This is a genomic window from Halosimplex litoreum (assembly GCF_016065055.1).
Lineage (GTDB): Archaea > Halobacteriota > Halobacteria > Halobacteriales > Haloarculaceae > Halosimplex > Halosimplex litoreum.
The window spans coordinates 2,148,428-2,174,551 of the sequence record NZ_CP065856.1 but is presented as its reverse complement, the minus strand read 5'-3'; the positions used below and the strand labels follow the sequence as shown (position 1 = coordinate 2,174,551).

The 26,124-nt window shown below is 70.2% G+C and carries 25 protein-coding genes; 10 read left to right on the top strand and 15 right to left on the bottom strand.

Features of this window, described 5'->3' with window-relative positions; all coding sequences use genetic code 11:
- The first annotated feature begins 25 nt into the window (after positions 1 to 25).
- From I7X12_RS10810 to I7X12_RS10795, 4 genes are all read left to right on the top strand, one after another.
- The gene (locus I7X12_RS10810; protein ID WP_198060093.1) at positions 26 to 298 is read left to right on the top strand and encodes a hypothetical protein; all 273 of its coding nucleotides are present in this window, start codon (positions 26 to 28) and stop codon (positions 296 to 298) included.
- A 90-nt stretch (positions 299 to 388) separates the two neighbouring features.
- Positions 389 to 709, top strand: coding sequence for a hypothetical protein (locus I7X12_RS10805; protein WP_198060092.1), 321 nt, complete (start codon positions 389 to 391; stop codon positions 707 to 709).
- Positions 710 to 784: 75 nt separating this feature from the next.
- Entirely contained in the window at positions 785 to 1,432 is a 648-nt protein-coding gene (locus I7X12_RS10800) for a PH domain-containing protein (RefSeq protein WP_198060091.1), read from the top strand.
- The gene (locus I7X12_RS10795) at positions 1,429 to 2,187 is read left to right on the top strand and encodes a PH domain-containing protein (protein ID WP_198060090.1); all 759 of its coding nucleotides are present in this window, start codon (positions 1,429 to 1,431) and stop codon (positions 2,185 to 2,187) included. Before I7X12_RS10800 ends, I7X12_RS10795 begins: the two co-directional genes overlap by 4 nt.
- 19 nt (positions 2,188 to 2,206) lie before the next feature.
- Here the strand turns inward: I7X12_RS10795 and I7X12_RS10790 are convergent, their stop codons facing one another.
- Both I7X12_RS10790 and I7X12_RS10785 read right to left on the bottom strand, forming a co-directional pair.
- The gene (locus I7X12_RS10790) at positions 2,207 to 2,455 is read right to left on the bottom strand and encodes a hypothetical protein (RefSeq protein ID WP_198060089.1); all 249 of its coding nucleotides are present in this window, start codon (positions 2,453 to 2,455) and stop codon (positions 2,207 to 2,209) included.
- Positions 2,456 to 2,656: 201 nt separating this feature from the next.
- Entirely contained in the window at positions 2,657 to 3,595 is a 939-nt protein-coding gene (locus tag I7X12_RS10785) for a branched-chain amino acid transaminase (protein ID WP_198060088.1), read from the bottom strand.
- Between the two features lie 279 nt (positions 3,596 to 3,874).
- Between I7X12_RS10785 and I7X12_RS10780 the strand changes: the two genes are divergently transcribed.
- Positions 3,875 to 4,360 carry a DUF3592 domain-containing protein gene (locus I7X12_RS10780; RefSeq protein WP_198060087.1) on the top strand — a complete coding sequence of 162 codons (486 nt, stop codon included), beginning with the start codon at positions 3,875 to 3,877 and terminating at the stop codon, positions 4,358 to 4,360.
- Positions 4,361 to 4,442: 82 nt separating this feature from the next.
- Positions 4,443 to 5,060, top strand: a complete 618-nt coding sequence (locus tag I7X12_RS10775; protein WP_198060086.1) for a type IV pilin — start codon at positions 4,443 to 4,445, stop codon at positions 5,058 to 5,060.
- Positions 5,061 to 5,203: 143 nt separating this feature from the next.
- On the opposite strand, the gene I7X12_RS10770 is transcribed toward I7X12_RS10775, so the two are convergent.
- Genes I7X12_RS10770 through I7X12_RS10760 form a run of 3 tightly spaced genes read right to left on the bottom strand, consistent with a single transcriptional unit; the run spans position 5,204 to position 7,105 of the window.
- Complete coding sequence (locus I7X12_RS10770) at positions 5,204 to 5,641, bottom strand: plastocyanin/azurin family copper-binding protein (protein WP_198060085.1); 438 nt, start codon at positions 5,639 to 5,641, stop codon at positions 5,204 to 5,206.
- Between the two features lie 44 nt (positions 5,642 to 5,685).
- Positions 5,686 to 6,360: a 3,4-dihydroxy-2-butanone-4-phosphate synthase gene (gene ribB / locus I7X12_RS10765; RefSeq protein WP_198060084.1), complete on the bottom strand. Its 675-nt coding sequence runs from the start codon at positions 6,358 to 6,360 to the stop codon at positions 5,686 to 5,688.
- A 1-nt stretch (position 6,361) separates the two neighbouring features.
- A complete protein-coding gene (locus tag I7X12_RS10760; protein WP_198060083.1) occupies positions 6,362 to 7,105 on the bottom strand; it encodes a DUF120 domain-containing protein in 744 nt (247 codons plus the stop codon).
- Positions 7,106 to 7,468: 363 nt separating this feature from the next.
- Between I7X12_RS10760 and I7X12_RS10755 the strand changes: the two genes are divergently transcribed.
- Positions 7,469 to 8,404, top strand: a complete 936-nt coding sequence (locus I7X12_RS10755; protein ID WP_198060082.1) for an ArsA family ATPase — start codon at positions 7,469 to 7,471, stop codon at positions 8,402 to 8,404.
- Between the two features lie 42 nt (positions 8,405 to 8,446).
- Here I7X12_RS10755 and twy1 read toward each other — a convergent pair whose 3' ends face one another.
- From twy1 to I7X12_RS10735, 4 genes are all read right to left on the bottom strand, one after another.
- On the bottom strand, positions 8,447 to 9,430 hold the full coding sequence (gene twy1 / locus I7X12_RS10750; RefSeq protein WP_198060081.1) for a 4-demethylwyosine synthase TYW1: 984 nt from the start codon (positions 9,428 to 9,430) through the stop codon (positions 8,447 to 8,449).
- Positions 9,431 to 9,570: 140 nt separating this feature from the next.
- Complete coding sequence (locus I7X12_RS10745; protein WP_198060080.1) at positions 9,571 to 11,388, bottom strand: hybrid sensor histidine kinase/response regulator; 1,818 nt, start codon at positions 11,386 to 11,388, stop codon at positions 9,571 to 9,573.
- Positions 11,389 to 11,601: 213 nt separating this feature from the next.
- On the bottom strand, positions 11,602 to 12,906 hold the full coding sequence (locus I7X12_RS10740) for an outer membrane protein assembly factor BamB family protein (RefSeq protein ID WP_198060079.1): 1,305 nt from the start codon (positions 12,904 to 12,906) through the stop codon (positions 11,602 to 11,604).
- Positions 12,899 to 14,074 carry an outer membrane protein assembly factor BamB family protein gene (locus tag I7X12_RS10735; protein WP_232342792.1) on the bottom strand — a complete coding sequence of 392 codons (1,176 nt, stop codon included), beginning with the start codon at positions 14,072 to 14,074 and terminating at the stop codon, positions 12,899 to 12,901. The genes I7X12_RS10740 and I7X12_RS10735 overlap by 8 nt, the downstream gene beginning before the upstream one ends.
- A gap of 127 nt (positions 14,075 to 14,201) precedes the next feature.
- On the opposite strand from I7X12_RS10735, the gene I7X12_RS10730 reads away from it, so the two are divergent.
- From I7X12_RS10730 to I7X12_RS10720, 3 genes are all read left to right on the top strand, one after another.
- On the top strand, positions 14,202 to 15,851 hold the full coding sequence (locus tag I7X12_RS10730; protein ID WP_198060078.1) for a sensor histidine kinase: 1,650 nt from the start codon (positions 14,202 to 14,204) through the stop codon (positions 15,849 to 15,851).
- Positions 15,852 to 15,919: 68 nt separating this feature from the next.
- Positions 15,920 to 16,339, top strand: coding sequence for a DUF6069 family protein (locus tag I7X12_RS10725; RefSeq protein ID WP_198060077.1), 420 nt, complete (start codon positions 15,920 to 15,922; stop codon positions 16,337 to 16,339).
- A gap of 13 nt (positions 16,340 to 16,352) precedes the next feature.
- Positions 16,353 to 17,267 carry an SDR family oxidoreductase gene (locus I7X12_RS10720; protein WP_198060076.1) on the top strand — a complete coding sequence of 305 codons (915 nt, stop codon included), beginning with the start codon at positions 16,353 to 16,355 and terminating at the stop codon, positions 17,265 to 17,267.
- 36 nt (positions 17,268 to 17,303) lie between these two features.
- Here the strand turns inward: I7X12_RS10720 and ppk1 are convergent, their stop codons facing one another.
- From ppk1 to I7X12_RS10690, 6 genes are all read right to left on the bottom strand, one after another.
- The gene (ppk1, locus tag I7X12_RS10715) at positions 17,304 to 20,048 is read right to left on the bottom strand and encodes a polyphosphate kinase 1 (protein WP_232342791.1); all 2,745 of its coding nucleotides are present in this window, start codon (positions 20,046 to 20,048) and stop codon (positions 17,304 to 17,306) included.
- Complete coding sequence (locus I7X12_RS10710) at positions 20,048 to 20,743, bottom strand: metallophosphoesterase family protein (protein WP_198060075.1); 696 nt, start codon at positions 20,741 to 20,743, stop codon at positions 20,048 to 20,050. The genes ppk1 and I7X12_RS10710 overlap by 1 nt, the downstream gene beginning before the upstream one ends.
- 383 nt (positions 20,744 to 21,126) lie before the next feature.
- Entirely contained in the window at positions 21,127 to 21,915 is a 789-nt protein-coding gene (locus I7X12_RS10705; protein WP_198060074.1) for an inositol monophosphatase family protein, read from the bottom strand.
- A complete protein-coding gene (locus I7X12_RS10700) occupies positions 21,908 to 23,614 on the bottom strand; it encodes an ABC transporter ATP-binding protein (protein WP_198060073.1) in 1,707 nt (568 codons plus the stop codon). Before I7X12_RS10700 ends, I7X12_RS10705 begins: the two co-directional genes overlap by 8 nt.
- Positions 23,611 to 24,666, bottom strand: coding sequence for an ABC transporter ATP-binding protein (locus I7X12_RS10695; RefSeq protein ID WP_232342790.1), 1,056 nt, complete (start codon positions 24,664 to 24,666; stop codon positions 23,611 to 23,613). The genes I7X12_RS10700 and I7X12_RS10695 overlap by 4 nt, the downstream gene beginning before the upstream one ends.
- Positions 24,663 to 26,123, bottom strand: a complete 1,461-nt coding sequence (locus I7X12_RS10690; RefSeq protein WP_198060072.1) for an ABC transporter permease — start codon at positions 26,121 to 26,123, stop codon at positions 24,663 to 24,665. Before I7X12_RS10690 ends, I7X12_RS10695 begins: the two co-directional genes overlap by 4 nt.
- Position 26,124 lies beyond the last annotated feature (1 nt).

The window sequence follows — 26,124 nt, the reverse complement described above, 5'->3', positions numbered from 1 at the left end:
CGAAGCGGCCTCCGGCCGCGAGGATATGTCGCTCAGCGACCGCGAGCGGGTCGAGGGCTTTCAGCGCTCGCTGTCGCCGTCGAGTGCGGTCGTTCCAACTCGTAGCGAGCGGGTCGAGGGCTTTCAGCGCTCGCTGTCTCCGTCGAGTGCGGTCGTTCCAACTCGTAGCGAGCGGGTCGAGGGCTTTCAGCGCTCGCTGTCTCCTGCGGTTGAAGCAGTTGCGATCGAACGCGGCGAGGGTTTTCGTCGCCTGCTGTCGGCTGCGGCCACGCCCACTCGGCTTCATTTCACGAGATAGCTTACGGAGACACCCGTTCGACTCGCACGGAACTGACCGACGTCGAACTGTCTGGGAAAAGCACTTACCACGGAGCGACCGACACCGTGTGTGATTAACGGATCGAGCAGGCGACAGGTACTCCGGACGGCCGGTGTCGCGTGTGGCGGCGGGCTGGTCGGGGGCTGTGTGACGGGCGGCGACGAGGGTCCGACCGCGGGGGACCTGCTGATCCGGAACACGGACTCGGAGCCACACACGGTCGAGATCACCGTCCAGAAAACGAGCGACGACGACGATGCAACTCACCAGGGGCCCGAGATTCAGACGCCGGCGGCGACGCCGCTCGAGGAACGGGGCGAGGACTATCTGGCTGTCTCGATATCGGAGGGCGACCGACTGCGACTGTCCGCGCAGGTCGCAGGTGCGTGATGCCGCTCGCCGCGAGGGCCCACCGAGGCGGACGGTCCCGTAGTTTTATCTCCGGGAGCGTGCCACTCACGCGATATGAACGAAGCACACGAGTGGCTCTCGCTCGACCCGGACGAGTCGGTCGTCTGGACGGGGAAACCACGCGTCTGGCGCATCGTCGGTACGGCCGCGGGGGCGGCGGTCCTGTCGCTGCTGGCCCTCACGGGCGCCGTCTTCGTCACGACGCAGGTGACGCTCGACCCCGCCGAGTTCCCGGTAGCTCCCGGCCTCGTCGTCTGGGCGATCGCGGCGCTGATCGTCGGCTCGCAGGTTCTCGCCGTCGCCTGGGCGTATCTGAACGTCGAGCACACCGACTACGTGCTGACCGACCGGCGGATCTACCTGAAGACGGGGGTGCTCTCGGAGACGGTCACGAGCGTCGGCGTCGACCGCGTCCAGAACACGACGCTGCGCAAGGACGTGACGGGGAACCTCTTCGACTACGGGACCGTCGCCGTCTCGACCGCCGGGAGCGGCGGGGCGGACCTGGCGGTCTCGGATCTGGACGACCCCGAGGCGTTCCGCGACGCGCTCCAGAAGCAGATCCGCGCCGCCGACGAGCGCGACGAGGGTGACGACGAGCCGGCGCCCGCCGCCGCGCTCGACGAGGGGACCGTCGAGGCGCTGCTGGACGAGGCCCGCCAGCTCCGCGCCGTCGCCGAACGCATGGAGGAGCGCGCATGAGCGGCGACGGCTCCGCGGACGGCGGGAGCGACGGGCCGACGGACGGGGCGAGCGGCGACGCCGGCGGCGGCTCGCTGACCGACCGCGCCGCGGCGGCGGCCGACTCGGACGTCTCGGAGTGGCTCTCCCTGGAGCCCGGCGAGGAGGTCGTCTGGGTCGGCGAGCCGACCAAGCTGCGGATGGTCGGCACGCTCGTGACGGGCGTGGTCCTGATCCCCTTCCTGATCGGCATCCTGATCCTCCTCTTTTCGCCGCTGTCGTACTTGGGGATCAAACACACCGACTACGTGGTGACCAACCGCTCGCTGTACGTCAAACAGGGGATCCTCTCGACGAACATCGAGAGCGTCGACCTCGACCGCATCCAGAACACGGAGTTCACCCAGTCGTTCTGGGGCACGCAGCTGGGCTTCGGTACCATCGAGATCAGCACCGCCGGGAGTTCCGGCGCCGACATCTCATTCGACGACGTCGAGGACGCTCGCGACGTGCGTGAGGAGATATCCCGCGTCCAGCGGGCGGCCGGCGGCGGCGGGCGCGACGGCACCGGTGGGGGAAGCGACGACCGCGCGTCCGACCGGCGGGCCGCGAGCGCCGACCAGCTCGAGGAACTCGTCGCCGAACTGCGCGCGACCCGGGAGGCGCTCGAACGCGTCGAAGCGCGGATGGACGCCCGGGCCGACGGCGACCCGTCGAGTGACGCCGACTCGGACGGGGTACCCGACTCGCTCGCCTCGGATCCGGACGACCGCTGACCGGCCGCGGCCGGTCGCGCTACTCCCGCGAGAGCGTCGCCGAGACTTCCTCGACGGACTCGTCGCAGGACGAACAGGTCGACTTCTCCTCTGCGACGTAGACAGTCCCGCAAGCGGGGCACTCGAACAGGCCCGCACTCGGTTCCACGGGCGAGTCGTTGCTCGCTCCGGGGTCGCCCGCCGGCGCGTCGGCGTCACCGGTATCCTCGCGGCCGGCCCGCTCGCGGGCGTCGCTCAGCACGGACCGGAGACGCGCGGTCAGTGCCATTCGCCGACCACCCGACCCCGTGTCCCGTCTTCGGACTCCCGTACGCGCCAGCCGTGACTATCGGTCGTACTCGTCTGGTGCATCTACCCGATATCGGGGGCAAACGCCCGTGACCGTTACCCCTAATTGTTTAGTCACAGTTCGCCGGATCGGGTTCGAAAACCGCTCTCGACGCCGAAATGGGTGTATCTGCGTCGCGACTCAGACGAACGTGAACCAGTCGTCGTAGCCGTCGAGTCGCCCCTCGACCAGATCGAAGAACTGCGTCTGGATCTCGTCGGTGACCGGACCCTTCGTGCCCTCGCCGATGACGTTGTCGTCGACGCTGCGGATGGGGGTGACCTCCGCGGCGGTGCCGGTGAAGAAGAGTTCGTCGGCGGTGTACAGCTCGCCGCGGGAGATGGTGGCCTGGTCGTGGACGGTGTAACCAAGGTCGCGGGCGAGTTCGATGGCGGTGCGGCGGGTGATGCCGTCGAGGATTGACTCGGCGAGGCCGGGCGTGTAGAGTTCGCCGTCGCGCACCAGGAAGAGGTTCTCGCCGGGGCCTTCGGCGACGTTGCCCTCCTTGTTGAGGACGATCGCCTCGGTGTAGCCGTTGCCCTTGGCCTCCTCGGTGGCGAGCATGGAGTTGACGTAGAGACCGGTGGTCTTCATGTTCGTGGGGATCTGGCTGGAGGCGTGCTTGCGCCACGAGGAAACCATCACGTCGACGCCGTTCTCCAGGGCGTCCTCGCCGAGGTAGGCGCCCCACGGCCAGGCGCCGATGGCGACCGTCGTCGGGCAGTCGCCCGGGCTCACGCCCAGCGAGTCGTAGCCGTAGAAGGCGATCGGCCGGATGTAACAGGAGTTCAGCTCCTCGCGGCGGAGGAGTTCGACCGTCGCCTCGGTGAGTTCCTCGCGGTCGAAGGGGATGTCGAGATCGTAGGGCTTGCCGGACTGGTAGAACCGCTCCAGATGCTCTTCCCAGCGGAAGATCGCGGGGCCGTCGGCGGTGTCGTAGCAGCGGACGCCCTCGAAGACCCCGGAGCCGTAGTGGAGGCCGTGGGTGAGGACGTGGATCTGTGCGTCGTCGAAGTCGACGAACTCGCCGTCCATCCAGAGTTCGTCGACGCCCTGGAACATCTCGGGGCGCTCGCTCATTGGTCGTACCTCCCGGTGAGGGGCCCCGCCGATTTATACGTTGTCGGTCCACCGTCGGTGTCGTCGCCCGCCTCGCCTGATGCGTCCATGAACAACGGTTCCGAGCGCGCTGTAAAGAGTGTTGACGGTCGCGTGCGGACTAATAACACAAACAGACGCTGGCGTCACGCGAGGACTTTTACCGAAAGCGTCGGGATCCCTCCAGACGATGACTGTCGAACGCGACCGAGACGTCACGAACGGGACGTACTCGCCGACTGGGATCGGGAGGTGCCCGGCGTGAGCGACGGTTCGGGCCTGTCGATCGACGGCCCGGAGTCGCTGCGCGGGGCGCTGTTGATGCTCCTGCTGGGGCTCGCGGTCACTGGCTACGGCGGCTACGACTACGTCCAGCAGTCCGAGGCGGTGCGAGACTCGGTCGAGGTGACGGCGACGGTCGAGGCGGTCGGGGTCGAGACAGTCTCGGCCAGGCGCGGCGTCGACCACGAGCCGACGGTCCGCTTTACCTACGAGTACGAGGGGACGACCTACGAGAGCACGAGCGTCTTCCCCGCGTCGATATCACCGACCTACGACACGGAGTCGGCGGCCCGCGAGGTCGTCGCCGAGTACGAGGAGGGTGCGACGACCACCGCGTACGTCGCGCCCGACCAGCCGGGCGACGCGTTCCTGAAGAACAGGACGACGAACACGCCCCTGTTCGCCGCCGCCTTCGGGGTCCTCTTCGTCCTGGGCGGCGGGTGGTTCTCGCTCAAGAACCTGTGACCGTGCGACTCGCCGGCGCTATCACAGTCTGAAATCGCTGACCGGGAGTTATGCTCGGTGGCGACGTACTAACCGGAAACCGATGGATCCGACCGTGCGAACGGGCCGTGAGGGGGGCACTGGCGGGCCAGCAGGGCGTCTCGCGGACGACCGCGGCGTCTCGTCGGTGGTGGGGACCGTCCTGCTGGTCGCGATCGCGGTCGTGTTGGCCGGCGTCGTCGCGACGATGGCGATCGGTTTCGAGGGCGAGCTAGACGAGCCGGCACCGGCCGGCGCCTTCGACCGCGAGTACGTGGCAACCGGCCAGGACAACACCGACCACCGACCGTACGTCAAGATAACCCACGAGATCGGCCGGACCGTCGACGCCGACGACGTGATCATCAAAGACGAAAGCGGCAACACGATCCGCTGGTCGGACGTGTGGACGGGCGGCCCGCAGGTCAAGGCCCAGGAGTACGTCCACATCGACGGCTTCGACAGCGACAGCGTCCTCGATCCGATCTGCAGCGAAGGCGACAGCTACTTCGTCGTCCTCCGGAACGACGACGGCGAGACGGTCATCTTCAACGAGTGGACTGCCACGCGGGACCCCGAGGTCCCGCCCGGTGCGGTCGAGACGTCGACGGACTACGACGGCGACGGGCTGGGCGACCCGATCGACGAGGACGGCGACGGGATCCCGAAGTGGTGTGAGTGACCGTCGGCCGACGACGTGGAAGCCGCGAGCCGCTCCGACGACCGCTCGCCGTCGGCCGTGGAGTCGTCCGGGGACCGTCCGCGGAGCGGACGCGGTAGCCGCGTTCGTGGCCCGGGCGCTGCGCCACCGCGGTGGACGGGGAGCTACTCCTCGACGACGACCGTCCCGGCCATCCCCTGGCGCGAGTGGGGGATGCAGACGTAGGTGTACTCGCCGGCCGTCTCGAAGGTGTGTTCGTAGGTCTCGCCCTGCCGGACGGTCCGGCCTACGTCGCCGTCCTGGTAACTGGCGAAGGGCTCGGCGCCGTCGGGTAGGGAGACCTGCGGGGCGTCGCCGGGGCGACAGCCGACGTTGTGGGTCGGGCTGGCGAAGTACCAGGTGACCGTCTCGCCGACCGAGGCGGTGTACGATTCGGGGTCGAAGGCGTAGGCACCGCCCGGCCCGGCGACGATGTCTCCCGGGGAGTCGGTCGGTGTCGCCCCGGATCCGTCGCTCGAACCGTCGCTGGTACAGCCGGCGAGGGTGCCGACCGCTGTGAGACCGGCAGCACGGAGTACGGACCGACGCGAGAAGCCTGTCATCGTCGGTGATGGGGCCGGAGGGGATTTCAGTCGCCCGATACCACTCAGCTGAGCCGTTCGACGACGGCCGACCCCTCGACGTAGACGAGTCCCTCGCGGTCGGCGTAGGCGCGGGCGGCGGCCGGCGAGAGGGCGGCGCCCGTCTCGTCGTCGAGCATCTCACAGACGACCATCGCCGACGGCAGGTCGGCGGCGCCCGCGAGTGCAACGGCGAGTTCGGTGTGGCCCTCGCGGTCCGCGAGGAGGCCGGGCGCCGCCCGGAGGACGTGGACGTGGCCGGGCGCGCGGAACTCGCCGGCGAAGTCCGTCTCCTCGGGCGCGGCCGCGGCCGCGGCGAGTTCGGTGATCGTCAGCGCCCGATCCTCGTCGGTGATCCCGGTGTAGGTGTCGCGGTGGTTCACTGTGAGCGAAAACGAGGAGCGCTCGTCGTAGCCGAGGTCGTGGTCGGCCGCGGCGGGGTGGTCGATGGTCTCCTGCAGGTAGGGCAACTCGAAGGCGTCGGCCACGTCGTCGGAGAGCGCGGCGCAGACGAGACCGCCGGCGTCGTTGCGCATGCGGGCGACCGCCTCGGGCGTGACCGCGCCGGCGGGGTAGATCAGGTCGACCTCGCCCTCGCGGTCGGCGGCGTCGTGGACGAGGATCGGGTCGCCGCGCCGCAACGCGTCGACGGCGCGGTCGACGGTGGCGCTGGCGGTCGCGGTCGATGCGTCGCCGGTCATGCTATCGCTGTTCGGTGACATGGATGGTGAGGGGGGAGCCGTCTTCGAGCCCCAGTTCGTCGCGGAGCTTGACGGGGGCGATGATCTCGAGCTGGTCGTCGCCGTGGTGGGTGCGCTCGGGCGTGATGACGTGGGCGTCCTCGAAGCGACTGGCGGCTTCGCCGCCGTCCGAGGCTGTAGCCTCGCTACCGTCCCCGGCCTCGACGGCTGCGGGGTAGCAGTAGGCGGGCCCGTAGGTGCGCTCGTCGTCCTCCCAGCCGTCGATGGTGACGGGTTCGAACGACGAGAGGCGACCGCGCTCGCGGACGCTCTCCTCGCCGAGTTCGACGTTGAGCGTCCCGAGAAACGGTTCGTATCCCAGCCGGTCCTCGAACTGGCGCATGTAGCCCGGCAGCGAGATGTAGTGGCGTCCCTCGCCCATCCCGCTGGTGATCGACCCGTGGAGCTCGACGCTGGCGTCCCGTTCGAAGATGCGCCGATAGTCGGCGTACTCGCGCTGGAGCGCGCGCTCGCCGGCCTCCGTGACGGTCACCCACTGCCCGTCGCTGACGATCTCGCGGTCGACCAGATCGGCCTCTTCCAGCCGCTGGAGCCGCCGGGAGGCCGTCTGCGTCGAGGCGTCGAGCCGGTCGGCCAGCGCCGAACAGGACACCTTCTGGTCGCCGTCGAGGTCGCCCGACAGCGCCAGCGCCTTCAGCGTCGCCAGCTCCGCGTGGCCCACCGACGACGCCGTAATTCCTGACATACCCGCCACTAGCGACCGCTCGCCGATAAGTATACCGAATGTGGGATGCATCCCAGAATTGAACAGGACGATCGTGACAGATCACTCGACCGCTCGTCTATCGGACGATCGGTCCGGTGGGTGATAACGGCACCGAGTCGGCATCGAGCGCTCGGCCGTGGTTCGATAGCGAGTCGCGGCTCGCTGGGTACTCCTCGCGGGCGAGACCGCCGTCCGCGGCCGGCGGCGTCGGCGACGACGGCGACCCACTCGCCGGTCCTGGCGGCCCCGATAGCGTCGAGTTCGGCGATGGCCTCGCCGTACTACCCGGCCGGGCCGGGGTTCGCGTGCGGAACTATACCCGTGGGACTCGTACGCTCGCGCGTGACCGAGTTCGTGCTCTACGGCGGGAAAGGAGGCGTCGGGAAGACGACGGTCGCCGCCGCGACGGGGCTGAAGCTGGCCGGCGCGGGCCGTGAGACACTGGTCGTCTCGACGGACCCCGCCCACTCGCTCGGCGACGCCGTCGAGACAGAGCTAGGGGGCGACCCGACCGAGATCCGTGACGAACTGTGGGGCGTCGAGGTCGACCCGGGAGCCGGCGCCGACCGCTACCGCGCGCTGTTCGAGTCGCTGGCCGCCGACTTCGCCGACGCCGGCATCCGGCTGGACGACGACGCGCTCACCGAGCTGTTCACCGCCGGGGTCGTGCCCGGCAGCGACGAGCTGGCCGCTCTGGAAGGGGTGGCGACCTATCTGGAGGAGGACCGCTGGGACCGCGTCGTCTTCGACACCGCCCCGACCGGCCACACGCTCCGCCTGCTCGACTTGCCGGCGGTGATGGACCGCGGCGTGGCGACCGCGCTCGACCTGCGCGACCAGGTGCGTCGGAAGGTCGACGCCGCCCGGACGGCGATGTTCGGCCCGCTGGGCGCCCGCCGTCGCGAGGGCGCCGACGAGTTCGCCGAGACCCGCGAGCGCATGGAGCGAGTCCGCGACGCCCTGCGCGACCCCGCCCGGACCGAGTTCCGCGTCGTCACGATCCCCCAGACGATGGCCGTCCGCGAGAGCGAGCGACTGGTCGCGCGCCTGCGCGAGTTCGCGGTTCCGGTGACGACGCTGGTCGTCAACAGAGTCGTCGAGGACGACTGCGACTGCGAGCGCTGTCGCGGTAAGCGAGCCGTCCAGGCGGAGGCGCTCGCGACACTGGGCGAATCGCTCCCCGACCTCGACCTGTGGACGGTGCCCGACGAGCCGGGCGAGGTGACCGGCCTCGGGGCGCTCGAAGCGGTCGGGACGCACCTGCCGGTCGAAGGGTGACGTGAGCGAACGGGAGAGTGGAACGGCGGGCCCGGAGGTCGGTCAGTCGCCGGCCTCGGCGTAGGGGTCTCGCTCCCAGAACTCGCTGTCTTTCTGCAGTTTGGGAACCCAGGTGTCCTCGGTCTTCGACAGCAGGGTGACGTGCGAGACGGGCACGTCGTTCATGTAGTCGTGTTCGGGCATGTGTTCCATCACGTCCTCGGTGAACGCGCGCACGTCCTCGTGGTCGGGCATGGCGTCGCGGTCCAGTCGGCCCCGCGAGTGACCGACGTGCATGTACGCCTTCAGCTCGACGAAGTCGGGGTCGGCCCGCTGGAACATCGACGCGTACCACTCGGGGTGGTGCATGTTGTTGCCGTCCACGAGCGTCGTCCGGAGTACCGTGCGGGTCTCGTCCTTCTCGGCGAGCACGTCCAGCGTGTCGATCAGGCGCTCCCAGGCGTCGTCCTCGACGGCTTTCACGGTCTCGTCGAAGGTCCACCGATCCGGCGCGTCGACGCTGACGTACAGCTGCGTGGGGTCGCACTCCGCGAGCACTTCGGGTTTCGTCCCGTTCGAGACGAGGAAGGTCGTGATGTCGCGGTCGCGGAACTCCTCGATGAGCTCCGGCAGGTACGGATAGAGGGAGGGCTCGCCGTCCAGCGAGATGGCGACGTGACGGGGCTCCATCGCCTCTTCGAAGCGCTCGCGGGGCACCTGGTCGTTGCCGCCGAAGCCCGAGAGCAGTTTCTTCTGGAGTTCGAGGGAAGCGTCGGCGACGGCGCTGGGATCGTCCCACTCGACATCTCCGAGCTCGTATGCATGACCAGCGTGATCCCGCCAGCAGAACACACAGCGCTCGTTACACTTGACGACCGGCGTCATCTGGATGCAGCGGTGGGACTCTATCCCATAAAAGGCAAATTTATAACATTTCCCCTCACCGCGCAAGGAGTTCGCCGTCCAGCCACAGGTCTGTGCCGCGGTATGGTTCTCGCTGTGGTACTCCGGGTCCGACACCTGCTTTGGACCGTCCGATTCGCTCATTGGCAGGGGACAGGGCGGGGACTCGTATACATCTGTCCTCTAGTCACCAGTGGCGTCCTCCCGGCGTCGGCGGATAGGATCCGAGCCTCGGTCTCCGTTAGCGAGGCCGCCGTCGCGTCACGGTCGCTCGCCGCCACCGATCAGTCGGGCCGCTCTTCGGTCGCGGCGACCCCCCGGATTTCGAGTCGAGCGCCGCCCGCGGCGCTCTCCGTCGGGGTGACGGTCCAGCCGTGGGCGTCGACGACTCTGTCGACGATCGCCAGGCCGTAGCCGGTCCCGCCGTCCGCCGTCGAGTAGCCCATCTCGAACAGCGACTCCGTGTCGGCCCCGTCGAAACCCGGGCCGTCGTCTTCGACGTAGAACCCGTCGTCGAGGGCGCCGACCCGGATCGTCACGTCGGCGTCCTCGGGAGCTTGCGACCGAGGGCTCGTGAAGCCGTGCTCGACGGCGTTGCGGAGGAGGTTCCCCAGGAGTTGCTGGAAGCGGCTCGGGTCGGCCCGGAACTGCAGGTCCGACTCGACGACCAGCTGTGCGGCCCCCGCGTCGACGGTTCGCCAGCACCGTCTCGTCGCTGTCGCGAGGTCGACGGGTTCGAGCTCACCGAGTTGCTCGCCGGACTTGGCGAGCATCAGCAGGTCCTCGATCAGGTTTTCACACCGCGTGAGCGCCCGCTCGATCGCGTCGAAGTGCTCCGTGTCTTCCTCCCGTCGAACCAGTTCGAGTCGCCCGGCCGCGACGGTCAGCGGGTTCCGAAGGTCGTGGCTGACGACCTGTGCGAACGCCTCGAGCTGTTCGTTCTGTCGCTGTAGCTCCTGCTCGGTCCGCTTTTGCTCGGTGACGTCCTGGGACACCGCCAGTCCCGTGATGATCTGGCCGTCGTCGTCGCGCACGGGGAGCGTCTTGATCCGATAGTGTTTGCCCTGGAAACGCTGCTCGAACGTGTGTTCCGCGCCGTCGAGGGCCGCCCGGTAGTGCTCGGCGAGTTCCGACGCGATATCTTCCGGGAACAGGTCGAACGGCGTCTGATCCGTGAAATCGCCCGCGGAGAGGCCGACCTCCGACAGCTCACCACCGCCGGCCAGCGTGTATCCGAGATCCTCGTCGAACAGGAACACCCCTATTCCGGGCAGGTGGTCCACGAGCGTCTCGTACTGCGCCCGGACCGAGCGCAGTTCGGCCTGCTGGGTCTCCCGGTCGGTGATGTCCCGCGTGGTGCCGAGCGCGAACGAGTCCCCGGGCGACCGCTCGATTCTGGTCAGTCGGAGTTCGAGCGTCCGGTCGGGCTCCGGAACGACCGGGCGGATCCGCAGGCGGACGTCCTCGGCTTCCTCGGCGAGCACCCGGTCGACGCCGTTCCGTATCCGTTCGACCTCGTCGTCGGAGAGCACGCCCGTCTCGGAGAGATGGGAGACCCGGTTTCCGACCCACTGTTCTCCGGCCGCCGGTTCGTACGACGACACCCGGAAGTTGACGAACCGAAGCCGGTACTCCCCGTCGAGGACGTAGACACCTTCCCGCATGTTCTCCAGAACGGTCCGCTGCCAGGTCACCTGCTGTCGGGCCCGGTAGCTGGCGACCGCGTTGGAGATACGGTTCGCGAGCAGCGAGTACTGTTCGTTCTCGGGTCCTTTCTGGATGTAGTCGGTCACACCCATCGAGATGGCTCGACTGGCCACCGCCTCGCTCCCCTTCCCGGTGAACAGGACGAAGGGAAGTTCCGGGTAGTCCGCACGAACGGCCTGCAGTACCTCGAGGCCGGTCATGTCGGGCATCTCGTAGTCGGACACCACACAGTCGAACTCGTCGGTGGCGAGTCGATCGAGCCCCGCCTCGGGCGTCGTTTCCGTGGTCACGGTGAACCGCTCGTCGGCCCCTTCGAGCAGCGGTCGCGCGACCGCCAGGAACTCCTGATTGTCATCGATGTGAAATATCCGGATCGGCCGGTTCGAGTCGAACACGAGATAACCCTTGTACACGCAGTTAACGGCGAGAATTGTAATAAGTCCGCGGGTCGACAGTAGTTGCACATCTGTCACCACGGCGTCGGTTCGGGGAGCCGTCGTCCGAGAGCGCCCGGCGGCCGCCGACGGACCGGGCGGGGTAGCCGACCCCACCGGACGTCCGGAGCGACACCCCGCTCGCCGTGTGTCACGGGCCCGCGCCGTCCCGCGTTAGCTCGTCGGGAGCCGCGCCGCACCACCACTGTCGCGATAGGAGACGTACAGGGCATCGCCGGCCGCCGCGGCCCCGATCCGCGAGGCGTCCGGTTCGTGGCGCCATCGGCGCGACCCGTCGTCGGGGTCGTAGGCGGCGATCTCACGGTCGCTGGCGGCGAAGACGACCTCGCCGGCGTGGCCGAGCGCCTCGACGGTGCCGCCGATCGAGATGTCGGTCGTCGTTTGCCACCGCCGCGTGCCGTCGCGGTCGAAGGCGTCCAGTCGGATCAGGATGCCGCCGTCGGGGTCTTCGGCCTCGCTCGCGGCGAAGACGCCCTCGGCGGTCACCGTCACCGCCTCCAGCTCGTACCCGACCGTCCGGCGCCACAACACCGTCCCGTCCTCGCGGTCGATGGCGACCAGTTCGTCCCGGCCGTCCCGATGTCCGACGCGGGCGTACACGTCCTCGTCGAACCAGACCGGCGGCCCGGAGATGCCGCCCACGTCGCCCTCGACCGTCCGGCGCCAGCGGACGGTCCCGTCCTCGGCCCGGCGCAGCCGCAGGGTGGAGTCGCGGAGCGTGAGGACCCGGTCGCCGACAACGGCGGCGGGGTAGCCATCGTCGGACCCCAGTTTCCAGCGGACGTCGCCGGTCGCCGAGTCGAGCGCCGCGTACGTCCGCTCGCCGTCCGGGGACGGCTCGACGAGCACGCAGATCGAATCGCCCAGCGTCGGGGACGGGTAGTTCGGGCTGAAGTGCCGGAAGCGACGCGTCCCATCGGTGGCGTCGTAGCCGGTGACCGCCCCCTCGACCGGGTCGTTGTGGACGACCAGCGAGCCAGCGCGGCCGAGCCAGCCGTCCCGGTCGCGTCCCTCCACGTGCCACAGCCGCTCGCCCGAGATGTCGACGGTGTAGAGGTCGCCATCGGTGCTGTGGACGTGGACCGGACCGCCCGACGCCGGGACGGCCGGTCGGGCCTCGACTGGGCCGCCGGTTTCGACGTCGACGACCCGCTCGCCGTCGGCGGTGAAGCCGTGGAGCCGCCGGTCTTGCCCGCCGACGACGACGTGACCGGCGGTCGCGGCGGGCGGTCCGGCCCCGGCCGCGTCCGGGAAGTCGCGCACCCAGACGGGGTCGACGCCGCCGAGCGACCGCAGCGAACAGCCCGCCAGCGAGAGTGTCCCCACGGACGCGATCGAGGCGAGCGCACGCCGACGCGACCAGCGCGGACGGTCGCCACCCGTCGTGCGCGGTGTGGAGGCGCCCGCGTCGGGGCCGCCGTCGGCACTCGCATCCGGGCCGTCGTCGGACTCACGCATCGGCGATCGCCTCCGGGGCGACCCGCGTCAGCCCGAACGTCTGACCCAGGTAGACGGTCCCGCCGGCCGCCCCCATCCACTCGACGCCGCCGCCATCGAAGCGCTGTTTGTCGTCGAACCGAACCCTCCGGAGACGCGTCCCGTCCCGGTCGTGGACGTAGAGCGTGGTCGGCGTGAACGGGACGGTTCCGCTGGGGCCACGGACTTCGCGGCGACCGCCGACCAGCGTCACCAGCCGGTCGCCGACCGCCGTCGGCCCGTGGGTGACGGCGTTGTCGAGGTCGTCGCGCCACAGCTGGCGGCCCGAGGCGGCGTCGAACGCCCGCAGCGAGTAGTCGGCGCCGCCGACGTAGACGCGGTCGTCGGTCACGAGCGGCCGCGTGAACACGGTGTTTTCCAGCGAGCGGCGCCACTCGACGGTCCCCGTCGCCGCGTCGAGGGCCAGCAGTTCTTCGGTGGCGGCGCCGAGGTAGGCCGTCCCGTCGGCGGCCCCGACGGCCGACAGCGCGGCGCCGACATCGCGCGTCCACCGGACCGAGCCGTCCCGGTCGAGGCCGAGGACGCGGCCGTCGAGCAGGGGCGCGACCACGCCGTCGGGCAGCGCGCCGGGTGCGCCCGACAGCGACGCCGGGAGGTCGTAGGTGAACAGCGTCTCGCCGTCGGCACGGGCGACGCAGAGCAGCCGGTCGGGCACGTCGTCCTGGATTCCGGAGATCGGTGCGACGACCCGGTCGCCGAGGGGTATCGGAGCGAACTCGACGACCCCGGGGTCGGCCTCGTCGAACGGGTCGAGTTCGCGTCGCCAGACCGACTCCCCCGCGGTCGCGTCGACGGCGACGACCTTCCCGCCGGCCGAGACGGCGTAGGCCCACCCGTCTGCGACGGCGACCGGCGACTTGCGACCCTTCGAGGTCGTCACCGACCAGGTCGTCTCGCCGGTTCCCGTGTCGAGCCCGGCGACGATCGGTCGATCCCGGAACGGACTGTGCGAACCGGCTAACAACTTACCGTCGGCGGTGGCGGCGACCGACGACGGCTCGCGGAAACTGACGTACCACGACCGCTCGATCGGGGGCGCGTCGTCGTCGCCGAGGGCAGCGCAGCCGGCGACGCTACCGACCGCGCCGACCAGCGCGCCCAGCGCGCCGCGACGTGTCATGGAGGGCATTCGTCGGCCGTTCCGACGGCGGTCGTATCAGTCTTGTCGTCGGAGGGTCCGACTCGCACCCGGCCCAAATCTCACATCTGAGACGGTGACCCGTAGCTATTATCCGGGGTACCCGAATATCGAGGTAGTGACCTGGCAACTCACACCGTACGCGGTCCCGACGCTGTTCGCGATGGGGACCGCGGTCGTACTCGGGGCCTACGCCGCGAGAGTGGGGCGAGACCGCGGCAGCGACCCGACGGTCTCGCTGTTCGTGTGTATCGCCGCTGCGACGGCGCTGTGGACGGGGCTCTCGGCGCTGAAGCTGTTCCACACCGACCCGGCGACCAAGCTCCTGCTCTACCGGGCGCTGCACGTCGGGATCGCGGCGCTCCCGCCGCTGTTTCTCCTGTTCGTCCTCGCGTACACCGACAGAACGGGCTGGCTCCGGCCGAGGGTCGTCGCGGCCGTCTTCGCCCTCCCGCTCGCGTTCGTCGCGTTACTGGTCGCCAGCCCCGAGCGACTCGTGGTAGACGGTGTCGACGTCGCCAGGGACGGGATCGTCACCGTGCGCGTCGACGACGGGCCCGCGTTCGTCCTGTTCAGCGCGTACAGCATGCTGCTGGTGGCCTGTTCGGTGGCGGTCGTCGGCTACGAAGCGGTCCGAGTCGGCCCGTCGTACTACCCGCAGGCCGGCTGGATCGCCGTCGGCGTGGCCGCGCCCGTCGTCGCCGGACTCCTCACCGCGTGGGAGGTCCCGCCGTTCACCGGCGGGGTGAACCTGGTGCCGGTCTCGGGGGCCGTCTCGACGGCCGCCTTCGGCGCCGCCGTCTTCAGATACCGGCTGTTCGACCTCCCGCCCCTGGCGTACACGACGGCGATGAAGTACTCGCCCGACGGAATGGTGGTCCTCGACCGCGACCGGCGGGTCGTCCACGCGAACGCGAACGGGCGAGCCGTCGTCGACGCGACCGCCGACAGCGACGCCATCACCGGCATCGTCGACGGCTCCGACCCCGAGTCGGCCGACGGCGACCTCGTCAAGGTGGCCGGTGACGACGGACCGAAGTACTACCGGCCGGTCGTCGAATCGCTCGCTCGCGGCGGGCGCCACGTCGGCTGGGTCGTCGTGTTGCGCGACGTGACCGAGCAACACCGGCGGGAACAGCAACTCCGACGCCAGACCGAGCAACTGGACGCGTTCGCCTCGACGGTGTCCCACGACCTCCGGAGCCCGTTGACGGTCGCGCAGGGGTACCTCGAGTTCGCCCAGGAGGACACGGACACCGACGACGACGACGCCTTCGAGAAGGTCGAGACGGCCCACGACCGGATGGCCGATATCATCGACGACGTGCTCACGCTGTCGAAACAGGGCAAACGGATCGACGACCCCGAGCCGGTCTCGCTGGCGGCCGTCGCCGAGCGCGCGTGGGAGAGCGTCGAGACGGAGGCGGCGACGCTGACGGTCGACGCCGACCTGACTGTCCGCGCGGACGCGGCGATGCTCCGACGCGTCTTCGAGAACCTCTACCGGAACGCGGTAGAACACGGCGAATCGTCCGTCCACGTCCGGGTCGGGACGACCGAGGACGGCTTGTTCGTCGAGGACGACGGCCCCGGGATCCCGCCGGACGAGCGCGAGTCGGTGCTCGAAGCCGGCGTCACCACCAACCGCCACGGGACCGGCTACGGGCTACAGATCGTCGATTCGATCGTCGCCGCACACGGGTGGACCCTGACGGTCACCGAGAGCGCGACCGGCGGCGCCCGCTTCGAGATCACCGGAGTCACGTAACGAGACGGTCGTCGACGCCGATATCGACGACGGAGAACTATATCTCCCCGGCCGTCGTAAGAACGCACATGGCAACTACGAACACCGATTCGAGAGCCGTGCGGACCCGCTCGCTACCGGTTCGAGCGGGACTGACGGCGGTCCTCGCGGCGACGGCCAACGCCGGCCTCGTCGCGGCCGCGCAAGCGGTCGGGATCGCGCCCGAGTTTCGGGCGCTGACGTATCCGCCGGTCGTCTTCCTCTCCGTGATCGGCGCGCTGGGGGCGGCCGGCGTCTACGCGCTCCTGCGCGACCGGGTCGCCGAGCCGGCGGCGACCTTCCGCACGGTCGCCGTCGCGGTGCTGGTCGTCTCGTTCGTCCCCGACCTGGCGCTGCTTTTCGCCGACCCCGCCGCGACCCCCGCGGGCGTCGTCGTCCTGATGGCCATGCACGTCGTTGTCGCCGCGGTCGCGGTCGAACTGCTCGTCTCCTGGCGAGGTGAACGATGACTCGGGGGGAGCGATGACCGACCGGATCCTCGTCACCGGCGCCACCGGGACCGTCGGCCGGCACGTCGTCGACGCGCTCGGCGACCGAGACGCGACGGTCCGCGTCGCGACGCGGGAGCCCGAAACCGCCGAGGAACGGTTCCCCGAGGCCGCCGAACGCGTCGCCTTCGACTTCGAACGACCGGAGACGTGGGGCGCAGCGCTGGCCGACGTGGACGGCTGCTACCTGATGCGGCCGCCGACCGCGGACAGCGAGCGCGTCGGCGAGTTCGCCGCCGCGGCCGACCGCGTCGGCGTCGAGCGGGTCGCCTACCTCTCGACGCTCGGCGCCGAGCGGAACCCGCTGATCCCCCACCACCGGATCGAGAAGCGCATCACCGAGACGGACCTCGAGTACACGTTCCTGCGCGCCTCCTTCTTCGTGCAGAATCTCTCGGAGGTCCACGGTCGGGACGTCGTCGAGCGCGACGAGATCTTCGTCCCGGCGGGCGACGGCGCGACCAGTTTCGTCGACGCGAGGGACGTGGGCGAAGTCGCCGCGGTCGTCCTGACCGAGGACGGTCACGCCGACCGCGCCTACGACCTCACCGGCCCCGCGGCGCTCACCTACGAGGAAGTGGCGGCGGTCTTCGGCGACGTCCTCGATCGGTCGATCACCTACGCCGACCCGTCGGTGTTCGCGTTCGTCCGGCGGCTGCGCTCGCGCGGAGAGTCGCTCCCGTTCGTCGCCCTGATGGTCGGTATCTACACGACCGCGCGGCTCGGGCTCGCAGACCGGGTTACCGACGACGTGGCGCGACTGCTCGGCCGACCGCCCCGCGACGTGGCGACGTTCGTCGCCGATTACGCCGCCGAGTTCGGTCCCGCGGCGGCGGCCGGTCGGGACCGCGCCACCGCGTCCGAACGGTCGACCCCGTCGCGTCCGTGACTCGCTCGCGAACCCGTCGGTCGGTCGGTCCGGGCGTCAGTCTCGGTAGCGTTCGATCGCGCTGGCGGCACCGTCGGCAGTCTTCCGGTAGACGGTGCCGTCGGGCGTCCGGACGGCGAAGGCGTAGTGGTCGCTGTCCGGCCGGTACCAGGCGTCGGGGTGCTCCGAGAGCGCGGCCGGGAGGTCGCAGTTCGTCGCGACCGCCGCTTCCGCCCCGTTCGACTCGGCGACGGTCGCCGGTCCCGCGGCTTCGGTCGGCACAGTCGGCGGCTCGCTCGCTTCGCTCTCCGAGCCGGCTGCGTCGGGACTGTCGCCTGCGTCGACACTCGCTTCGTCCGCCGCCGGTCGCCCGGAGTCGCGACCGACCGCGTCGACGAGTAGATCCGTCTCGTGGAAGGCGTCGGCGGCGATGCCCCGGTCGACGTCGTCGGCGGCGGCGGCCCGGCGAGTCTGGTCCATGAGGACCGCCTGGGTGCTGATATCGGGCTCGTCGGGAGCGGGCTGGCGCTGCTCGTATGTGCCGTCGGCGTTCATCTCCCAGCACTTGCGGTTGTCGGCCAGCATCAGTTCGAGGACGAACCGCAACTGCTCGCGGATATCGGGGTCCTCGACGGGGGCGACGGCCTCGACGCGGCTGTCGAGGTTGCGGGTCATCCAGTCGGCCGACCCGATGTAGTACTCGGGGTGACCGCCCGGGGCGTCGACCGGCAACTCGGGGTCGCGGGCGCCGTTCTCGAAGTAGTAGATCCGCGAGTGTTCGAGGAACCGGCCGACGACGCTGTAGACGTCGATCGTCTCGCTGACTCCCTCGATACCGGGGCGGAGCCGACAGATGTCCCGAACGATCAGGTCGATGTCGACGCCGGCCGTCGCGGCCTCGTACAGTTCTGCCACCAGATCCGGGTCCTCCAGCGCGTTGACCTTCGCGACGATACGGGCCTCGCGGCCCTCGCGGGCGTGGTCGGCCTCCCGGCGGATACACTCTGTCAGACGGTCGCGCATCGTGACGGGGGCGATCAGGAGCTTGCGGAACTGCTCGTCCAGCGAGGGGCCGGTGAAGAAGTTGAACACCTTCACCAGGTCCTGACCGATGTCGCGGTCGGCGGTCAGGAGTCCCAGGTCGACGTAGCCCTTGGCGGTCTCTGAGTGGTAGTTGCCGGTTGCGACGTGGCTGTACAGCTCGACGCCGTCGTCTTCCTCCCGAACCACGAGGGCGGTCTTGGTGTGGGTCTTCAGGCCGATAGTGCCGTAGGCGACGTGGATGCCGTTCTCCTCCAGCCGTCGGACCCACTCGAGGTTGTTCTGCTCGTCGAAGCGGGCCTTCAACTCGACCATCACCGCGACCTGCTTGCCGTTGTCGGCGGCGTCGATGAGCGACTGGATGATCCCCGAGTCGCTGGCGGTGCGGTAGATGGCGGCCTTGATGGCGAGGACGTCCGGGTCGGCGGCGGCCTCGGCGAGGAAGCGCTGGACCGTGTCGGTGAAGGAGTGATAGGGGTGGTGCAGGAGGATGTCGTCCTCGCGGATGCGTGCGAAGATGTCCGCCTCGTCGCCGGCCTCGCCGAGCGGCGTCCGCTGGCGCTGGAGGCGGGGGTGTGGCTGGGGCGTCCACTCGGGCAGTTTCAGGTCCGGCCGGTCGAGCTCGAGCAGGCGCGTGAACTCCCGATAGTCCAGCGGCCCCGGTCGCTCGAACACTTCCCGTTCGTCGAGGTCGAGTTGCTCGACGATCGTCCGGCGGGCGCGTTCGGACATGCCGGCCTCGACTTCCAGACGGACGACGGTGGCGAACCGCCGCTGTTCGAGCACCTCCTCGATCATGTCGATGAGGTCCTCGGCGACCTCCTCGTCGCGCCGGACCTCGGCGTTGCGGGTCAGCCGGAAGAGCGACGCCTCGACCACCTCGACGTTCGGAAAGAGGAGATCGAGGTTCGCGCGGATCACGTCCTCGATGGGGACGTAGCGCTCGCCGTCGACCACCGCGACGAGCCGGGGGAGGTTCTGGGGGATCTTCACGCGGGTGAAGGTCGTCCCGTCGCCGTCGGTCTCACGGGTGAGCACCGCCAGCGAGAGACTCAGGTTCGAGATGAACGGAAACGGGTGGGCGGGGTCGAACGCGAGCGGCGTCAGCGTCGGCAGCACCGAGCGCTCGAAGTACTCGCGCATCTCGGCGCGCTCGGCGGCCGAGCACTCCTCGTAGTCGAGGACGTGGATACCGGCCTCGGCCAGCGCTGGCCGCACCACGTTCTCGTAGCAGTCGGTCTGGCGGGCGAACATCGGGCGAGCGGCGTCGAGCACCGCCTCCCACTGCTCGGCGGGCGTGCGGCCGTCGACCGTCCGTTCGGTGACGCCCGCCTCGATCTGCTGTTTGAGCCCGCCGACCCGCTTCATGAAGAACTCGTCCATGTTGCGGGTGAAAATCGAGAGGAAGCGCACCCGTTCGAGCAGCGGGTTGCGCTCGTCGATCGCCTCGTGGAGGACCCGGCGCTGGTAGGCCAGCTCGCTCAGTTCGCGGTTGAGGTAGAAGGCCGGGTCCGAGCGGTCGAAGTCCGCGCCGTCGACGGTCGCGGCCCCCGCTGTCTCGGGGACGATGACGGTCCCGCCGTCGCCGCCGGTGTCGATCGGGGAGCCGTCCGCAGTTCGCGCGGATTCGTCGTCCGTCCGTGCGGATTCGTCGTCCGTCCGCGCGGATTCGTCGTCACCGGTGCCCTCGGACCGGCCGTCGTCCGCCGTCGTCGGCGCGTCTCCGTTCCGGTCGGTGGCGGCTGACTCGTCGGTCGGCATCACTGAGACAGTCGGGGGGAGACGATGCTGTCGTCGCTGCGCTCCTGGTAGGTCTCCTCGGGGTCGACGGTGACGAACTCGCCCGAACCGACGTGGTAGGCGGTCAGCTCGCCGCCGTAGACGCAACCGGTGTCGAGGCCGACGGCGCCCGCGGACTCGTAGGGCTCGGCCAGGACGGTGTGGCCGAAAAAGACGCGCGGACTGTCGTCGTACTCCTCGAACCAGTAGGGCCGGTCGTAGCTGCCGTCGGGGGTCAGCGACCGCATCGTCAGCAGTTCCGCCGGGTCGTGGTCGCCCAGCGACTTTCGCGGGTCGACCCCGCCGTGGACGACGAGGTGGCCGTCCCAGGAGATGGCGTGTGGCAACGACTCGATGTAGGCGCGGTCCTCGCCGGTCAGACCCGGTACCTCCGTGTCGCCGCGGACGACCTTCCCCTCGTTGTTGCCACGGACGCTGACGACGTTGTCGCGCTCGCGGACGAACTCGACGACGCCGTGACTGTCCGGCCCCTTCCGGATCAGGTCACCGACGACGACGAGCAGGGTGTCGTCGTCGGGGTCGATGCGGTCGACGAGCCGTTCGAACGCCAGGAGACAGCCGTGGACGTCGCCCACGACGTAGATGTCGTCCCAGCGGTCGGCCTCGATACGGTGGTGGCTCTCGCGCAACTCGGCGAGGGCGCGGTCGCTCGTCACCGGATCTCACCCGTGGAGCGGTCGGAACACATAGGTAGAGGATTCCGACCGACTATGTAGGCGGTTTATATTACTACTACCAGCGGGTACGTAGCGGTCTATAGTCGAACCGAGACCGGCGACGTGTCGGCCGGGGAGCTCGGACGGCCGACGGTCGACCGGCGCCGAACGGTGAGCGATCGGGGTGCGGTCCACCCGCGGCCCACCGGCGTGCGGGGATTCGAACGGTTCGCGGGAGCGGCGGACCGCCCGAGAGATGGTGCATGCCTGACAGCCCGGACACGCCACCGGACATCTCGCGTCGCGCGGGAAGTATCTCGCTAAGACCGTCCCGTGGGGCTACATAGATCACTGCACGGCTATCGAGATCCGCCGCGAGGAGTTCAGATCTCTCTCGCGGCCGCGAGCACGGCGTCGTGGACCGCGCCGTTCGACGCGACCAGCCCCGTCGCGTCGTGGCGCCAGGGGTCGCCCGACAGGTCGGTGACGCGGCCGCCGGCCCGACGGACGAGGTGGACGCCGGCGAGACTGTCCCAGGGGTTGACCGCGACGTTGGTGACCGCGCCGTCGAGGCGGCCGGCGGCGACCTGCGCGAGCGCGACCTGAACCGAGCCCGGCCGCCGGAGGTCGCCGAAGCGAGTGACGACCGCCTCGCTCGCGCGGGCGAACTCGTCGCGGCGATCGCTGGGCCACCAGACCGTCGGCGCGACGCTACAGGTCGCCGGGTTCGAGCGGTCGCTGACGCCGACGACGCGTCCGTTGCGCTCGGTCGACCCGTCGCCGGCGACGTAGGCGTCGCCCAGTGCGGGACAGACCGTCGCCGCGGCGACCGGTTCGCCGTCGCGGACGGCGGCGACGCAGGTGCCCCAGACGCGACCGCCGCGGACGTAGTTGTGACTCCCGTCGATCGGATCGACGACCCACGCCGGCCCGCGTTCGGGGACGGTCTTGCGCGCCTCGGCCTCCTCGCCGACGACCGGCTCGGTCGGGTACCGCTCGCGGAGGACCGCAGTCACCGCCTCCTGGGCCTCGCGGTCGGCCCGCGTCACGTAGTCCGTCTCGTTGTCCTTCGTCTCGACGGCCAGGTCCTCGCGGAACAGCGACGCGGCGACCTCGCCGCCGGCGCGAGCGGCCCGTTCGGCGACCGCCCGCCGCTCGGCGGCGTCAGTCACCCTCGCCCCCGCCGGAACGGTCGTCCGCGCCGCCGCCGGACCCCCGCTCCCGGTCGGCGACGGTCTCGGCGACCCCGCGGGACCCGTCCTCCGAGCGGAGACACCGGCTCTCGCGCTCGCCGTCGCCGGTCGCGTAGGCGTCGGGCGCCTCCGCGTCACAACGGGACCCGAACGCCTCGCGCAGCCGGTCGGCGGCCGCGCGGTCCTCGCCGGCCGTCGCGAGGTCGACGGCCTCGTCGACGACCGACCGGGCCGCCGGAGGGAGGTCGACCTCGCTCAGGAGTTCGTCGGCCGCGTCGTCGATGGCCTCGGCGTCGACGGGCAGGCCGACCAGCGCACGCGCTCGTTCGGCGACGGAGTCCTCCGAGCGGGCGCGCGTCCGGAAGACGACCCGTAACTCGTCGAGCGCCCGCCAGGTGTCCTCCGGGAGGTCGAACTCGTCGGAGCGGATCTTCGCCGGGCAGCGCGTCGCGAACGGGCACCCCGACGGCGGGTCCCGCGGGCTCGGCGGCGTCCCGCGGAGGGTCACCCGCTCGCCGTCCCACGGCGAGCCGCTGCCGGGGATCGCCGACAGCAGCGACAGCGTGTAGGGGTGACTGGGGTCGGCGAACACCGACTCCGTCGACCCGAGTTCGACCACGTTACCGAGGTACATCACCGCGACCCGGTCGGCGATGTGGCGGACGACCGAGAGGTCGTGGGCGATGAAGAGGTACGTCAGCCCCAGGTCGTCCTGGATCTCCTCCAGCAGGTTGATGATCCGCGCCTGGACGCTCACGTCCAGCGCGCTCACGGGCTCGTCGAGCACGAGGAAGTCGGGTTCGAGCGCCAGCGCACGGGCGATACCGACCCGCTGGCGCTGCCCGCCGGAGAACTGGTGGGGGTACCGCCGGACGTGCTCCTCGCCGAGCCCGACGCGAGCGAGCAGTTCCTCGGCGCGGTCGCGGCGCAGCTCGGCGACGGACTTCCCGACGCGCACCGACACGGTCGGGCGCTCGCCGCGGTCGACCGACACCGTCACGTCCTCGGCCGTCAGCGGGAGCCGCTCGCGGACCGACACCTCGTGGGTCCCACCAGCGAGGTCGACCGCCACGTCCGGGCCGTTCTCTGGGTCGCCGGTGACGCTCGCCGCGTCGGACTCGCCGGCCCGGCTCGTCACGTCCGCCGTCGCGCTACCACCGCTCTCGACGCGTTCGCTCTCGACGCGTCCGCCCACGACCGGGCCGGACCCCGAGACCGTCGCCTCGGGGACGCCCTCGACGGCGACCGAGAGCCGCGGCCAGCCCTGTGCCTCCAGCGGTTCGCGAACGATCTGGCCGACGGTCTGGCGGTCGTTGAGGCTCTCGTCGGGGTCCTGGAACACCATGCCGACGCGGCGCCGCCAGTCGGCGTCGTCGCCGTCGGTCACGTCGCGACCCTCGACCTCGACGGTCCCGCTCGTCGCGTCCTCCAGGCCGACGAGCGTGCGGCCGAACGTCGTCTTGCCACAGCCAGACTCGCCGACCAGCCCGAGCGTCTCACCCTCGAACAGGTCGAGGGAGACGCCGTCGACGGCCTTGACCGGTGGCGACCGCGAGAGCAGCGTCCGCTCGTCGTAGTAGGTCCGCAGCTCGCGCACCGACACTAGCCGGTCGCCTCGGTCGGCTGCCGCCGGGTCGTCGTGGGTCGCGGTCTGGCCGGTCGCCGGATCGGGACTCACGCGTCCTCACCCCCGTCGGACCGGACGCCGTCACGCGTCGACTCCCCCGAACGCCCGTCCAGGTCGGTGCCGTTCGGATAACGGTCGTCGTGGAGCAGACAGGCAGCGGTCCGGTCGACGCCCGCCGTGCCCACGTTCTCGTGCTCGGGGTCGACCTCCCGACAGGCACCGAACGCCTCGGGACACCGCGGGGCGAACCGGCAGTCGGTGGCCGGTCCCGTCGGCGTCGGCACTTCGCCCGCGATGGTCGGCAGGGGCTCGTCCGGCGGCGTCCGTCCGGGGATCGACCGTAACAGTGCCCGCGTGTAGGGATGCTGTGGCGTCTCGAACAGCGCGTCGGTCGGCGCGCGCTCGACCACCTCGCCGGCGTAGACGACGTTCACCCGGTCGGTGGCGTCCTCGATGACGCCCATGTCGTGGGTGATAAAGAGGATCGCCAGGTCCTCCTCGCGCTGCAACTCGGCGAGCAGGTCGAGGATCTGCGCCTGGATGGTCACGTCCAGCGCGGTCGTCGGCTCGTCGCAGACGAGCAGGTCGGGGTCGCAGGCCAGCGCCATCGCGATGACCGCCCGCTGTTGCATGCCGCCCGACAGCTGATGGGGGTACTCACCCACCCGCGTCGCGGCGTCGGGGATACCCACGTCTTCGAGGAGTTCGACCGCACGGTCGCGGGCCTCGCGCCCGCGGAGGTCCTGGTGGATCTTCAGCGCTTCGTGGATCTGGTTGCCGACGGTGTAGACGGGGTTCAGCGCGCTGCCGGGGTCCTGGAACACGATGGCGATGTCGCCGCGGTGGGCCTCCCAGGTGCCCTCGGTGAGGTCCTCGCCGCGGAAGCGGATCGACCCCTCCTCGATCGCGCCGGGGCTGTCGACCAGTCCGAGGATGGAGCGGGCGGTGACGGACTTGCCCGACCCGGACTCGCCGACCAGCCCGACGGTCTCGCCGGCGCGGACCTCGAAGGAGACGCCGTCGACGGCGTGGATCTCCTCGCGGTCAGTGTGGAAGACGGTCCGCAGGCCCTCGACGGCCAGCAGCGGCTCGGCGTCGCTCACGCGCCACCACCTCGCCCGGCCGCGGCGCCGCCGGCGCTGTCGGACTGGGGGTCGATGGCGTCGCGGACCCCGTCGCCCAGCGCGTTGAACCCGGTGACCACGATCGTGATCAGGATCCCGGGGACGAGCGAGATGTGCCACGACCCGGTCGTGACGTAGTCCTGACCGAGGTTGATCGCCCGGCCCCACTCGGGCGTGGGCGGTGAGACGCCCAGCCCCAAAAAGGAGAGGCCGGCGATGGCGATGATGGCGCCGCCGAGCGTCATCGACCCGTAGACGAGCAGGTAGCCGGTGATGTACGGCAGCATGTGCCGACGCATGATCACCCGGGGTTTCTGCCCGAAGCTGCGGGCGGCGTCGACCCACTGGCGCTGGGCGACCTGGAGGGCCGGGCCGCGGACCGACCGCCACATGTACGTCCAGCCGGTGCCGGCGAAGATGAGCGCGAGGACGAACGCGCCGCTGTAGATCCCGCCGATCCAGGTCTCGGCGAGCACCTGCGTGAGCATGATCAACAGCAGTAGCTGCGGCATCGCCATCACCGCGTCCGAGAGCAACACCATCCCCAGGTCGACGCGACCGCGGTAGTAGGCGGCTACGAGCGCGAGCGAGGCGGCCAGCAACGCGCTCAGTCCGACCGAGAGCACGCCGATGATGAGCGAGATGCGCGACCCGGTGGCGATGAAGGTGAACAGATCCCGACCGGTCGGGAGCGTCCCGAACGGGTGATAGCGGTTGTAATCGTCGTAGGAGAAGGGCATCACCCGCGAGCTGGTGCCGGTCGACTGGGATTCGAGGTTGGCCTGGCCGACCAGCGTCGTCTGGACCTCTCCCACGTCGCTGTTCCAGTAGCTGATCTCGTTGGAGTACGAGTCGCGCATGTTCTGTTCGACGGTCGTCGGCCCCAGCGCGGGCGCGAAGACGGCCATGACGACGAACATGAACACGACGAGGAGTCCGAACTTCCCCCAGGTGTGCGAGCGGAAGCGATCGACCACGTCGTCCCGGGGGCTCCACTCGGTCGGGCGGATCTCCCGGCGGTAGAGCCGGTAGCCGAAGACCGCCCAGCCGGCGCAGGCGAAGGCGTAGCCGTAGACCAGCGCCACCCGCACCGCCCAGGCGATCGCGGGCTCCAGTCCGAGGAAGGTGCCGACCCACCGATTCCCGTTCCAGTACCCGCCGTTGGGGACCGTCTCCCGCGAGAGCAGCGTCGGCACCTCGCGGGCGACGGACTGGGCGGCGTTCGCCCACTCGACCAGCGTCGCGACGACCGGCTGGGCCGGGCCCAGCGGCGGGACGAACGCGAGGCCGTCCGCGACCATGCCGGTCAGGAAGGTCGCGAGCGCGCCGAACTCCAGCGCGAACAGCGCGACGCCGGCGGCCGCCCAGACGAGCGCCGGCGACTCGGTCGGAAGAGCGGTCGAGGCGCGTTCGGGGTCGGCCGTCGTACCCGCCATC